The sequence below is a fragment of the Janthinobacterium sp. YR213 genome, from assembly GCF_900099875.1.
Taxonomy (GTDB): domain Bacteria; phylum Pseudomonadota; class Gammaproteobacteria; order Burkholderiales; family Burkholderiaceae_D; genus Janthinobacterium; species Janthinobacterium lividum.
The window spans coordinates 261,181-273,837 of the sequence record NZ_FNDA01000004.1 but is presented as its reverse complement, the minus strand read 5'-3'; the positions used below and the strand labels follow the sequence as shown (position 1 = coordinate 273,837).

10 protein-coding genes are annotated in these 12,657 nt (G+C 63.4%); 9 read left to right on the top strand and 1 reads right to left on the bottom strand.

Features of this window, described 5'->3' with window-relative positions:
• Nucleotides 1-42 precede the first annotated feature (42 nt).
• The 9 genes from BLT98_RS18895 (at nucleotide 43) to BLT98_RS18855 (ending at nucleotide 11,827) form a co-directional block, all read left to right on the top strand.
• The gene (locus tag BLT98_RS18895) at nucleotides 43-1,680 is read left to right on the top strand and encodes an alpha-glucosidase (protein ID WP_092610424.1); all 1,638 of its coding nucleotides are present in this window, start codon (nucleotides 43-45) and stop codon (nucleotides 1,678-1,680) included.
• 221 nt (nucleotides 1,681-1,901) lie between these two features.
• Complete coding sequence (gene ugpC / locus BLT98_RS18890; protein WP_092610421.1) at nucleotides 1,902-2,987, top strand: ABC transporter ATP-binding protein; 1,086 nt, start codon at nucleotides 1,902-1,904, stop codon at nucleotides 2,985-2,987.
• Between the two features lie 98 nt (nucleotides 2,988-3,085).
• Complete coding sequence (malE, locus tag BLT98_RS18885) at nucleotides 3,086-4,306, top strand: maltose/maltodextrin ABC transporter substrate-binding protein MalE (RefSeq protein ID WP_070259175.1); 1,221 nt, start codon at nucleotides 3,086-3,088, stop codon at nucleotides 4,304-4,306.
• A gap of 140 nt (nucleotides 4,307-4,446) precedes the next feature.
• A complete protein-coding gene (gene malF, locus BLT98_RS18880; RefSeq protein WP_071653298.1) occupies nucleotides 4,447-5,958 on the top strand; it encodes a maltose ABC transporter permease MalF in 1,512 nt (503 codons plus the stop codon).
• Between the two features lie 10 nt (nucleotides 5,959-5,968).
• Nucleotides 5,969-6,859, top strand: a complete 891-nt coding sequence (gene malG, locus BLT98_RS18875; RefSeq protein WP_034783032.1) for a maltose ABC transporter permease MalG — start codon at nucleotides 5,969-5,971, stop codon at nucleotides 6,857-6,859.
• Nucleotides 6,817-8,496, top strand: a complete 1,680-nt coding sequence (locus tag BLT98_RS18870) for an alpha-amylase family glycosyl hydrolase (protein ID WP_244517573.1) — start codon at nucleotides 6,817-6,819, stop codon at nucleotides 8,494-8,496. The genes malG and BLT98_RS18870 overlap by 43 nt, the downstream gene beginning before the upstream one ends.
• Nucleotides 8,493-9,404: a carbohydrate kinase family protein gene (locus BLT98_RS18865; protein ID WP_092610415.1), complete on the top strand. Its 912-nt coding sequence runs from the start codon at nucleotides 8,493-8,495 to the stop codon at nucleotides 9,402-9,404. Before BLT98_RS18870 ends, BLT98_RS18865 begins: the two co-directional genes overlap by 4 nt.
• 94 nt (nucleotides 9,405-9,498) lie before the next feature.
• Nucleotides 9,499-10,785: an O-acetylhomoserine aminocarboxypropyltransferase/cysteine synthase family protein gene (locus BLT98_RS18860; RefSeq protein ID WP_092610411.1), complete on the top strand. Its 1,287-nt coding sequence runs from the start codon at nucleotides 9,499-9,501 to the stop codon at nucleotides 10,783-10,785.
• A 49-nt stretch (nucleotides 10,786-10,834) separates the two neighbouring features.
• Complete coding sequence (locus BLT98_RS18855; protein WP_211615012.1) at nucleotides 10,835-11,827, top strand: AraC family transcriptional regulator; 993 nt, start codon at nucleotides 10,835-10,837, stop codon at nucleotides 11,825-11,827.
• 18 nt (nucleotides 11,828-11,845) lie between these two features.
• On the opposite strand, the gene BLT98_RS18850 is transcribed toward BLT98_RS18855, so the two are convergent.
• Nucleotides 11,846-12,649: an SDR family NAD(P)-dependent oxidoreductase gene (locus BLT98_RS18850; RefSeq protein ID WP_092611091.1), complete on the bottom strand. Its 804-nt coding sequence runs from the start codon at nucleotides 12,647-12,649 to the stop codon at nucleotides 11,846-11,848.
• Nucleotides 12,650-12,657 lie beyond the last annotated feature (8 nt).

Genomic DNA, 12,657 nt, shown 5'->3' with positions numbered 1-12,657 from the left:
CCCTGATAGCCACGGCTACAGGCAACTTTTAAGAAATCATTCATGCCGACCATCCAGAACAATCTCGCCCACCTGCCCGCCGACTGGTGGCGCAGCGCCGTCATCTACCAGGTATATCCACGCAGCTTCCTCGACAGCAATGGCGACGGCATCGGCGACTTGCCTGGCATCACCTCCAAGCTCGATTACATTGCCGCCCTAGGCGCCGACATCGTCTGGATCTCGCCCTTCTTCACGTCGCCGATGAAGGACTTCGGCTACGACGTGGCCGACTTCTGCGACGTCGACCCCATGTTTGGCACCCTGGCCGATTTCGACCGCCTGGTGGCGCGCGCCCATGAGCTGGGCTTGAAAGTGATGATCGACCAGGTGCTGTCGCACTCGTCCGACAACCACCCGTGGTTCGTGGAGAGCCGCTCCAGCCGCGACAATGCCAAGGCCGACTGGTATGTGTGGGCCGACCAGAAACCGGACGGCACGGCGCCGAACAACTGGCTGTCCGTGTTCGGCGGTTCCGCCTGGCAATGGGAGCCGCGCCGCGGCCAGTATTACCTGCACGATTTCCTCGCCAGCCAGCCCGACCTGAATTTCCACAATCCGGCCGTGCAGCAGGCCCAGCTGGACAACCTGCGTTTCTGGCTCGAGCGCGGCGTCGATGGCTTCCGCTTCGATTCCTGCAACTTCCCGTATCACGACCAATTGCTGCGCGACAATCCGCCCGCCGTGCAGCGCGACGCGAGCAGCGTGTCCGCCATCAATCCGTATGGCATGCAAGCGCACGTGTACGACAAGACGCAGCCGGAAAACATCGCCTACCTGCAGCGCGTGCGCGCCGTGCTCGATGAATACCAGGCCATTTCCATCGGCGAAGTGGGCGACGACAATGCGCTGGCCACCATGGCTGCCTACACCGGCGCCGACAAGCTGCACATGGCCTACAGCTTCAACTTGCTGACGGCGGAGTTTTCCGCCGCGCACATCCGCACCCAGGTGGAAGAGTTCGAGGCGCAAGTGGCCGACGGCTGGGCTTCCTGGTCCGTGGGCAACCACGACAGCGTGCGCGTCATGACGCGCTGGGGCGGCGAGAATCCGTCGCCATCGCTGGCCAAGGTGGTGCTGGCCGTGCAGGCCGCGCTGAAAGGCACGCCTTGCCTGTACCAGGGCGACGAGCTGGCCCTGACGGAAGCGGACATTCCTTTCGAGGCGCTGCAAGACCCGTACGGCATCCCGTTCTGGCCCCAGTTCAAGGGCCGCGATGGCTGCCGCACGCCGATGCCGTGGGTGGCCGATGCGCCGCATGGCGGTTTCAGCACGGCAAAACCTTGGCTGCCCGTGCCGCCCGAGCATCTGGCGCGCGCCGTTGATGTCGAAGAAAACGATTCTGCTTCACCATTGCAGTTTTCACAGAACATCCTCGCCTGGCGCCGCACCCTGCCGCAATTGCTGCGCGGCGACATCATCTTCTTCGATGCGCCGGAACCCGTGCTGGCCCTGCGCCGCGACTTGCCCGGCCAACCGTCCGTCCTGGCCGCCTTCAACCTGGGCACGCAAGCCGTCACGTTTTCCTGGCCGGACGCGGCGCAAGCGGCCGACCTGGCCGGTCACGGCTTGCCGGGCGGCAAAGATGGCCAGCAGCTCAGCCTGCCCCCGCATGGCGGCTGGTTCGGCACCCTGGCGTAAATCGCAGGCTTTGGCGGCCATGCCGCCAATTACAATAACGAGCCCCGCGCATCAGCGGGGCCGAACAACAGCGTATCAGTGCCTGGCAAAATCATAGCGAGCGGATGAAAGTTGTGGCTGAGAAGCGCAGCTGTGCGAAGGCACAGTGAGCATCGCCAGCAGCAAGTTCGACGCGCAGTAGATTTGGCCAGGCACATTCAGTGAGATTGAGGACGACAGACATGGCTGGACTGAAGTTAACAGGCCTGAAGAAGGCATATGGCGACGTGCAAACCCTGCACGGCATCGACCTGGAGATCGCCGATGGCGAATTCATGGTGTTCGTGGGACCGTCCGGTTGCGGCAAATCCACCTTGCTGCGCAGTATTTGCGGCCTGGAAGAGATCAGCGGCGGCGATTTATTCATCGGCAAGACCCGCATGAACGACGTGCCGCCCGCCAAGCGCGGCATCGCCATGGTGTTCCAGAGCTACGCCTTGTACCCGCACATGAGCGTGGCGCAGAACATGGCGTTTGGCTTGAAGCTGGCCGGCATGAGCAAGGTGCAGATCGCCGACGCCGTGCAACGCGCCGCGCAGATCCTGCGCATCGAACCCTTGCTGGAACGCAAACCGAAGGACTTGTCGGGCGGCCAGCGCCAGCGCGTGGCCATCGGCCGCGCCATCGTGCGCAAGCCCGACGTCTTCCTGTTCGACGAACCGCTGTCCAACCTCGACGCTTCGCTGCGCGTGCAGATGCGCATCGAACTGGCGAACTTGCACCGCGAATTGCGCTCAACCATGATTTACGTCACGCATGACCAGGTCGAAGCGATGACCCTGGCCGACCGCATCGTCGTGCTCAACGCGGGCCGCATCGAACAGGTGGGCGCGCCGCTGGAGCTGTACCACCATCCCGCCAACCTGTTCGTGGCCGGCTTCCTCGGTTCGCCCCGCATGAACTTCCTCAAAGGCAAGTTCCACAGCTATGCCGATGGCGTGGCCACCATCGCCACCAACGCGGGCGGCATGCTGCAGGCCGTCCTGACGCAGCCGCTGGCCAGCGGCACCCCCGTCACCGTCGGCGCACGTCCCGAACACGTGCAGGCGTGCGCGCCCGGCGCCACTGCCGCCATCACGGCCACCGTGCAGGCGGTGGAAAAACTGGGCGACATCAGCTATCTGTATGTGCAAGTACCGGGCGGCGACGAGCCGCTGGTGGTGCGCGCCGATGCGGAAACGGACTGGACCATTGGCCAATCCGTGGCGCTGCAAGTGGCGCCCGCCCGCGTCCACGTGTTCGACGAGCATGGCCAGACCCGTACCTGATTCCGAATTTAAAGGGCCAGGCGCTACAGGCGCCGCCTGGCCTGGTTGTATCGTCTCAGCCTTGATACTTAACATAAAAAAAGACACTGGAGATTGACATGTCCTTCACACACGCGAAACGCAGCTTCATCAAAACCACCCTGATCGCCGCCGCCCTGGCCGGCATCGGCAACCTGGCCGCCGTCAGCATGGCAAACGCGGCCGAAGCAGGCACCCTCTTGATCTGGATCAATGGCGACAAGGGCTACAAGGGCCTGGCCAAGGTCGGCGAGGAATTCACCAAGAAAACGGGCGTCAAGGTCGTCGTCGAGCATCCGGAAGATGCGCCAAACAAATTCCAGCAAGCGGCGGCCGCCGGCAAGGGTCCGGACATCTGGATCTGGCCGCACGATCGCATCGGCACCTGGATCGACGCCGGCTTGCTGCAACCATTGACGCCAAGCAAGGAAGCGCGCGCCGCCATCCTGCCGCTGGCCTGGAATGCCTTCACGGTGGGCGGCAAGACCTGGGGCTACCCGATCTCCATCGAAGCCGTCGCCCTCGTCTACAACAAGGACCTGGTGCCGACGCCACCAAAAACCTTCGAGGAAATCGCCGCGCTGGACAAGAAATTGTCCGCGCAAGGCAAGAAAGCCATCCTGTGGGATTACACGAATACCTATTTCACGTGGCCTTTGCTGGGCGCGGGCGGCGGCTTCCCGTTTGAAGTCAAGGCCGACGGCCGCTACGATGCGGCAAAAACGGGCGTGAACAATGCCGGTTCGCAGGCAGGCGTGAATGCGCTGATGACCCTGATCAACAGCGGTGCCATGCCGAAGGGCGCGGGCTACGCGGAAATGGAAGCCGGTTTCAACCAGGGCAAGATCGCCATGATGATCAACGGCCCATGGTCGTGGGACAATGCGCGCAAGTCGAAGATCAACTTTGGCGTGGCAACGATCCCTACCGTGGCAGGCAAGACGGCCACCCCGTTCGTGGGCGTGCTGGGCGCGATGATTTCCAAGGCTAGCCCGAACAAGGACCTGGCCACGGAATTCCTGGAAAACCAGATGCTGCAGATCAATGGCCTGAAAACCATCAACGCCGACGTCCCGCTGGGCACGCCAGCGAACAAGGTGCTGTTCGCGGAATTGAAAGCCAATCCGAACATCCAGGCGACGATGGAAAGCGCGCAAGCGGGCCGCCCGATGCCGAACAACCCGGAAATGGGCCGCTTCTGGTCGTCGATGCAATCGGCGCTGGAAAACATCACGCAAGGCCGCCAGACGACCAAGGATGGCCTGGATGCGGCGGCAAAGCGGATTACGACCGCCAATTAAGCAGGTCAAGGCGTAGGTCGGATTAGGCCCGAAGGGCCGTCATCCGACACCAGCAGCCAACAATGTTGTCGGATTACGCGGCATAGCCGCTAGTCCGACCTACGCCATCTCGTATCACTCCATCTTCACAGGTATCCATCGTGCGCAAGTTTATCGGCCCTACGGTATTGACCATCAGCATGGCGCTGGGTCTGTATCTGCTCTTCATGTTGTACATTTCCGGCCAGACCATGCTGGCCGCCGTTTTCCTCGGCTTGCTGACCCTGACGACGTTTGTCTTCACGTCGCCGCGCGCCTATGCCTACCGTTATCTGTTTCCCGGCATTACGGCGGTCATCGTCTTCGTGCTGCTGCCGATGGTGTACACGGTGTCGATCGGCTTTACCAATTTCAGTTCGCGCAATCTGCTCACGTATGAGCGGGCCACGCAATACCTGCTCGACGAGACGCAGCGCGTGGAAAGCGCCGGCTATGCCATGACCGTGCATGCCGACAACAAGGAATACCGCCTGCGCCTGGAAAGCCCGGACACGGGCGAAGTGCTCTTGACGCAGCCGCTGGCCCTCAAGCGCGCCGTCCCCCTGAACGTGGAAGTGGCGCCGCTCGACCCCGTGCAGGCGCCCGTGCTGGCCGCGCCGCTGCCCATCAAGGACATCATCGCCCTGCAAAAGGACTTGAAGCTGCTCACCCTGGTCATGCCGAACAAGATCGAGCTGCGCATGGTGGGCTTGCGCGAATTCGGCCCCGTCGCGCATGTCTACAAACAACTGCCCGACAAGACCCTGAAGAAAATCGCCACGGGCGAGCTCGTGACACCGAACTTCAAGACGGGCTTTTATGAAATGCCGGACGGCACCAAGCTGGAACCGGGCTTCAAGGTCAATGTCGGCTTCGCCAACTTCGTGAAAATCTTCTCCGATGAAGCGTTCCGCGGCCCCTTCCTGCGCATTTTCGTGTGGACCATCGTTTTCGCCCTGATCAGCGTGGCCACGACGACGGGCCTGGGCATGGTGCTGGCTGTACTCTTGAACTGGGATGCGCTGCGCTTCCGCGGCCTGTACCGCACCCTGCTGTTCCTGCCGTACGCCGTGCCGGGTTTTATCTCCATCCTGGTCTTCAAAGGTTTGTTCAACAATAACTTCGGCGAAATCAACCTCGTGCTCGACGCCCTGTTCGGCATCAAGCCCGCCTGGTTCTCCGACACCACGCTGGCCAAGGCCATGATTTTGATCGTCAACACCTGGCTCGGCTACCCCTACATGATGGTGGTGTGCATGGGCTTGATCAAGGCGATCCCGTCGGACCTGTACGAAGCCTCGGCCCTGGCCGGCGCGGGACCGCTGACGAATTTCTTCAAGATCACGTTGCCGTTGATCATCAAGCCACTGACGCCGCTGATGGTGGCCAGCCTGGGCTTCAATTTCAATAACTTTGTACTAATCAGCTTGCTGACGGGCGGGCGTCCAGATTTCCTCGACACCACCTTGCCGGCCGGCACGACGGACTTGCTCGTGTCCTACACCTACCGCATCGCGTTCGAGGATTCCGGCCAGAACTTTGGCCTGGCCGCCGCCATCTCGACCCTGATCTTCTTCCTCGTGGCCGCGATTTCGCTGGTCAACATGCGCCTGACGCGCATGAACAAAGCATAAAGGACAGCATATGGCTATCGTTGTCGACCGTTCCAATCGCTGGCGCATCCTGGCGGCCCACGTCGCCGTGATCGCGCTGATCGCGCTGGTGATGTTCCCCTTCCTGATGATCTTGTCGATCTCCTTGCGCCCCGGCAACTTCGCCTCGGGCAGCCTGATACCGCCCGAGATCAGCTTCGAGCACTGGCGCCTGGCGCTGGGCATGTCTTACCAGGCGCCCAACGGCGCCCTGGTCGAACCGGATTTCCCCGTGCTGCTGTGGCTATGGAATTCCATCAAGGTGGCCAGCATGAGCGCCACCGTCACCGTGCTGCTGTCGACCACCTGCGCGTACGCATTCGCGCGCATGCAGTTCCGCTTCAAGTCGCAAACCCTGTCGGCGCTCATGCTGCTGCAGATGTTCCCCGCCGTGCTGGCCCTGGTGGCCATCTACGCCATCTTCGATGTGCTGGGCAGCTACGTGCCGTGGCTGGGCATCGACCACCACGGCAGCCTGGTGCTGGCCTACACGGGCGGCATCGCCCTGCATATCTGGACCATCAAGGGCTACTATCAAACCATCCCCATCGAAATCGAGGAAGCGGCCAAGGTCGACGGCGCCACGCAATGGCAGGCGTTCATCTACGTGCTGCTGCCGATGACGGTGCCGATCCTGATGGTGGTATTCCTGCTGTCGTTCATCGGCGCCATCATCGAATACCCGATCGCCTCCGTGCTGCTGCATGAACAGAACAACCTGACCCTGGCCGTCGGCTCGAAACTGTTCCTGTACGAGCAAAAATACCTGTGGGGCGACTTCGCCGCGGCAGCCATTTTGTCCGGCCTGCCCATCACGGCCGTATTCCTGCTGGCGCAGAAATGGATGATCTCCGGCCTGACGGCTGGCGGCGTGAAGGGCTGACCATGCACCGCGCCCTGACTACGCTGGCCGCCCTGTTACTCAGCGCTTCGGCGCAGGCAGGGAGCTTTGCGAACAACCCCATCGTCTACTTCGCCGTAACGGACCGTTTTTCCAACGGCAATCCTGGCAACGACCACAGTTATGGCCGCGCCGCCGACCCGCAAGGCGGCGATGTGGGCAGCTTTCACGGCGGCGACATCGCCGGCATCACGCAGCAGCTCAAAGCCGGCTACTTCCGCGACCTGGGCGTCAACGCCCTGTGGATCACGGCGCCGTACGAGCAGATCCACGGCTGGGTGGTGGGCGGCAAGCAGCAGTTCCAGCACTACGCCTATCACGGCTACTGGGCGCTCGACTACACGACCATGGATGCCAACATGGGCACGCGCGAGGAACTGCGCGAGATGATCAATACAGCCCATGCGCAAGGCATCCGCGTGCTGTTCGACGTGGTGCTGAACCATCCCGGCTACGCGGACTTGCGCACCCTGTCCGAATACAAGGTGCAGGTCCTGTGGCCCGGCCATGAGCAGGCCGTGCTGCGCGACTATCACAGCTTCATCGACTACAACAACTTCGAATTCAAGCAGTGGTGGAGCCCGGACTGGGTGCGCGCCGGCTTGCCCGGCTACGCCGACGGTGGCAAGGATGATTTCACCATGCAGCTGGCCTACCTGCCCGACTTCCGCACGGAGAGCGGCAAGGCCGTGGGCTTGCCGCCAATTTTGCAGCGCAAGGCCGACACGCGCGCCGTGGCCCTGCCCGATGCGACTGTCCGCACTTACCTTGTCAACTGGCTGGCCGACTGGGTGCGCGAATTCGGCGTCGACGGCTTCAGGGCCGACACCGTCAAGCATGTGGAGCCGGCAAGCTGGCTGGCCCTGCGCGCGGCAGCCACCGATGCCCTCAAGGATTGGAAAACCCGCCATCCACAGCAAAAGATCGATGACGCGCCGTTCTGGATGACGGGCGAAGCGTGGGGCCACGGCCCCGAGCGCAGCAGCTGGCATGACGCCGGTTTCGATTCGATGATCAATTTCGACTTTCAAAGCCGCGCTGGCGGAGACTGGAAAAGCATCGATGGCGTCTACCGCCAGTACGCGGGCTTGCTGGGCAAGGGCCCGGGCCCCCGCTACGACATCCTGTCATATATCTCGTCGCACGACACCAGCCTGTTCCCGCGCGACCGGCTGAAACATGGCTTGTCCGCCCTGCTGCTGGCGCCGGGCGGCGTACAGCTGTTCTATGGCGATGAAAGCGCGCGCCAGCCTGGCGCGGCGCCCATCGGCGACGAACAGCAGGCCACCCGCTCCGACATGAACTGGAGCTCGATGGATGCGCCCACCCTGGCGCATGCGCGCAAGCTGGGTCAGTTCCGGCTGCGCCACCCTGCCCTGGCGCGCGGCGAACACCGCTTCATCGACGAAAAACCGTACGCATTCGCCCGCGTGATGGATGGCGACGCCATCATCGCCGTGCCCGAGGCGCAAGGCCCGCTCGAACTGAAAGTGCACGGCGTGTTCGCCGACGACACCAGTCTGCGCGACGCTTACACGAATCAAACCTATATCGTAAAAAACGGCACCGTCGCGGTGAACGCGGCCGGCACCGTCCTGCTGGAGAAAGCTGCACCATGAGTACCTATGACATTTTAGTGGTCGGCGGCGCCGGCATCGACACGATCGTGCGCGTCCCCGACCTGCAATTGCCCGTCGCCGATTCGCTGCACGTGCCGCCCATCCACGACTACGTGGCGCACACGGGCAACGGCGTGGCGCTGGGCTGCCACGCGCTGGGATTGCGCTGCAAGTTCATCGACTTCATCGGCGACGATGCGCAGGGCGCGGCCATCCTGCAGCGCTACAAGGAAGCCAGGCTCGATTTTTCACACCTCGTGGAACCCTCGGGCACGCGGCGCAGCGTCAACCTGGTCGATCCGCAAGGACGCCGGCTGTCGCTGTACGACGGACGCCATCCGGAAGACGTGCGCATGCCGGCCGCTTTTTATCTTCCCTACCTGGGCCCGGCGCGCCATGCGCACTTTTCCATCATGGGCTGGGTGGCCGAGCTATTTGACGATGCGCGAGTGTGCGGCACCACGGTGTCGACGGATTTGCACGACTGGGATGGCGTCAACCCGCACCACAAGGTCTTTGCGCTGCGCGCCGACCTGGTCTTCCTCAGCACGGCAGCGCTGGGCGAGCGCACGGAGTCCGTCATGCGCGCCATTATCTCGGAAGGCCGCGCGCAGGCCGTCATCGCCATGGCGGGCGCGGATGGCGCCTATCTGCTGGAACGGGGCGGCGAGACAGTGCGTCACACGCCGACGGCAGGCTTGAATCTGCCCGTGGTGGACACGAACGGCGCCGGCGACTCGTTCGTGGCGGCCTTCCTGCATGCCTGGCTGGGCGGCGCGGGCCTGGACGCCGCCATGCGCCGCGGCGCCATCGGCGGCGCATTTGCCTGCGCGCAGAACGGCACGCATGAACGGTTCATCGGGCTGGCAGAGCTGCATGACTTATATCAAGACAACACTAGCTTATGAATTAAAATTCTATCAAGCGTAGCAACCAGCTAACGGGCGCATGGCACAATGGCTGCGGATTTCACCACCGCATACCATAGCAACCGGAGACCACATGAGAATCGAAACCCTGGCCGTGCACGCCGGCTACACCCCCGACCCGACCACCAAGGCCGCCGCCGTCCCCATTTACCAGACGGTGGCCTACGCCTTCGACAATGCCCAGCATGGCGCCGACCTGTTCGACCTCAAGGTCGCCGGCAATATCTACACGCGCATCATGAATCCCACGCAGGACGTGCTGGAAAAACGGGTCGCGGCGCTGGAAGGCGGCGTGGCCGCGCTGGCCGTGGCGTCGGGCATGGCGGCGATCACCTATGCGATCCAGACCATCGCCGAAGCGGGCGACAATTTCATCTCCGCCAGCCAGCTGTATGGCGGCACCTACAACCTGTTTGCCCACACCCTGCCGCAGATCGGTATCGAAGTGCGCTTCGCCGACGCGCACCAGCCCGAGACCTTTGCCGCTCTGATCGACGCGCGCACCAAGGCCATCTTCTGCGAATCGATCGGCAACCCGCTGGGCAATGTCACCGATGTAGCGAAACTGGCCGAGATCGCGCATGCGCACGGCATCCCGCTGATCGTCGATAACACGGTGCCGAGTCCCTATCTGTTCCGTCCCATCGAGCATGGCGCCGATATCGTCGTGCACTCGCTGACCAAATACCTGGGCGGCCACGGCACCACCGTGGGCGGCGCCATCGTCGACAGCGGCAAATTCCCGTGGGCCGAACACAAGGAACGCTTCAAGCGCCTGAACGAACCGGACGTGTCGTACCACGGCGTCGTCTACACGGAAGCGTTCGGACCCGCCGCCTTCATCGGCCGCGCGCGCGTCGTCCCGCTGCGCAACATGGGCGCGGCGATTTCGCCCTTGAGCGCCTTCCAGCTGATCCAGGGCATCGAGACGCTGGCCCTGCGCATGGACCGCATTTGCGACAACACGCTGGCCCTGGCCAGGCACCTGAAACAGCATCCGAAGGTCGCATGGGTCAATTACGCGGGCCTGGAAGACCACCCGGACCACGCGCTGGTGAAGAAATACATGAATGGCCGCGCCTCGGGCATTTTATCGTTCGGCCTGAAACTGGCGGCTGGTGAAGATCCACGCGCGGCCGGCGCCCGCGTGCTCGACGCCCTGCAACTGTTCACGCGCCTGGTCAACATCGGCGACGCCAAGTCGCTGGCCACGCACCCTGCCTCCACCACGCACCGCCAGCTCAATCCCGAAGAACTGGCGAAGGCAGGCGTGTCGGAAGATATGCTGCGCCTGTCCGTCGGCATCGAGCATATCGACGACTTGCGCGAAGACCTGGAGCAAGCCTTGAACGCGGCGTAAGCCTCTTTTCCACGCCGCCCGGAGGGGACTTCATGCCATAATCGGCGGCATGTCTTCCCCTCCTACTCCCCCTGAGCAGCCGGCATCCGGCCATTTCCGCGCCGAATACGCGCGGCGCATGAATGCCGTGCTTGACCATATCGACCGCCACCTCGACACGCCGCTGGACCTGGCCCAGCTGGCCGACGTCGCGCATTTTTCACGTTTCCACTTTCACCGCGTATTCGCCGCCTGGATGGGCGAGACGCTGGGCGACTATGCGCGCCGCCGGCGCCTGGAAACGGCCGCCCTGCGGCTGGCCTGCCGCCCCGACGAAACGATACTGGACATCGCGCTGGCGACGGGCTTCGGTTCCGGCGAAGCGTTTGCGCGCGCCTTCAAGCTGAAATTCGGCTGCACGCCAACGGCCTGGCGCGCCGGCATCGCCGCAAAAAACGCTGCCATGCTCGCAGCCATGCGCCTGCGCCGGCAAGATAGCAATCCGGATCAGGCCATGCGCAATCCTGGTCAGGAAAACGGGCCGAACTTCCAGCACCATGGGCACTCCAATCCACTTCATAGAGAGAGTCCCATGCAAGTCACCATCCTCGACCTGCCGCCCGCCACGGTGGCGTGCCAGCGCCATATCGGCCCCTACGGTCCCGCCATCGGCGCCTTCTGGCGCGACACCATCGCGCCATGGATGCAGTCGCACGGCCTGGGCGACGCGACGTGCTACGGCATCGGCCATGACGATCCCAGCATCACGCCGCCAGACAAATGCCGCTACGACGCCTGCGTCACCGTGCCCGATGCGTTCCAGTCGGGCGGCCGGGCCAGCATCACCACCCTGCCGGGCGGGCGCTATGCGGTGGCGCAATTCAAGGGACCATCCAGCGCCATTGCCGAAACATGGACGCGCATGACGCGCGAATGGCTGCCGGCCAGCGGCCTGCAGTGGGATGAGCGCCCGTGCTTCGAGCGCTTTTCCGCGGCCACGGCGCTGGACCCGGCCACCGGCGAATTCTCTTGCGACATCTGCATCCCCGTGCGGCCCCTGTAGCTTCCTCTTTCGCGTGTATCAGCCCGCGATACCATAACGCGATGCCGGCTTGCCGCGCATCGCGCCTGCGAACAGGGCCAGGCGGGCAGAGTCAAACTGCTCCCACAAGGCCTGGTCTTCGACGGAAGGCAGGGTCACCAGTTCGCCCTGATCCAGGCCCGCCAGCGCCGCATCGACACAGTCTTCGGCGCGCATGATGGTGGCCTGGTCCAGCTGCGCCAACGGCACGCCGCTCAATTCCCAGATTTCCGTCGCCGTCGATGCGGGCAGCACCAGCTGCACCACGATGCCCGTACCGGCCAGCTCCTGCTGCAAGCCCCGCGTGAAATTCATCACATAGCCCTTGGTGGCGCTGTAGATCGTGCTGACGGGCAAGATGTGGAAGGACAGCACGGAACCGATATTGATGATGGTGCCGCTGTTGCGCAGCTTGAACTGCGGCAGCACGGCGTAGCTCAACTCCGCCACGGCCGTCACGTTGACCTTGTCCATGGTGGCGATGCCCGCTTTCGGTGTATCGACGACGGGCGCCAGGATCGAGGCGCCCGCATTATTGACCAGCATGGTGATGGCCGGATTGCTGGCCAGTTCATCGGCCACGCGCTGCAGGTCGGCCGGTACGGACAGGTCCGCCGCCATGGCGCGCACGGACACGCCATACTTTTCCGCCAGCGACTTGGCCAGCACGCCCAGGCGTTCGACCCGGCGTGCCACCAGGATCAAATCGAAGCCACGGCTGGCCAGGCGGTCCGCATACACGGCGCCCAGGCCCGACGATGCGCCGGTGACGAGGGCCGTGCCTTGGGTAGTAACTGCATTCATGATCATTC

Excerpts from the sequence above, each read along its gene's own strand:
- BLT98_RS18855 (WP_211615012.1), top strand. The coding sequence starts at position 10,835 with ATGTCTTCCCCTCCTACTCCCCCTGAGCAGCCGGCATCCGGCCATTTC.
- BLT98_RS18870 (WP_244517573.1), top strand. The coding sequence starts at position 6,817 with ATGGATGATCTCCGGCCTGACGGCTGGCGGCGTGAAGGGCTGACCATG.
- malG (WP_034783032.1), top strand. The coding sequence starts at position 5,969 with ATGGCTATCGTTGTCGACCGTTCCAATCGCTGGCGCATCCTGGCGGCC.
- BLT98_RS18850 (WP_092611091.1), bottom strand. The coding sequence starts at position 12,649 with ATGAATGCAGTTACTACCCAAGGCACGGCCCTCGTCACCGGCGCATCG.
- BLT98_RS18865 (WP_092610415.1), top strand. The coding sequence starts at position 8,493 with ATGAGTACCTATGACATTTTAGTGGTCGGCGGCGCCGGCATCGACACG.
- ugpC (WP_092610421.1), top strand. The coding sequence starts at position 1,902 with ATGGCTGGACTGAAGTTAACAGGCCTGAAGAAGGCATATGGCGACGTG.
- BLT98_RS18860 (WP_092610411.1), top strand. The coding sequence starts at position 9,499 with ATGAGAATCGAAACCCTGGCCGTGCACGCCGGCTACACCCCCGACCCG.
- BLT98_RS18895 (WP_092610424.1), top strand. The coding sequence starts at position 43 with ATGCCGACCATCCAGAACAATCTCGCCCACCTGCCCGCCGACTGGTGG.
- malE (WP_070259175.1), top strand. The coding sequence starts at position 3,086 with ATGTCCTTCACACACGCGAAACGCAGCTTCATCAAAACCACCCTGATC.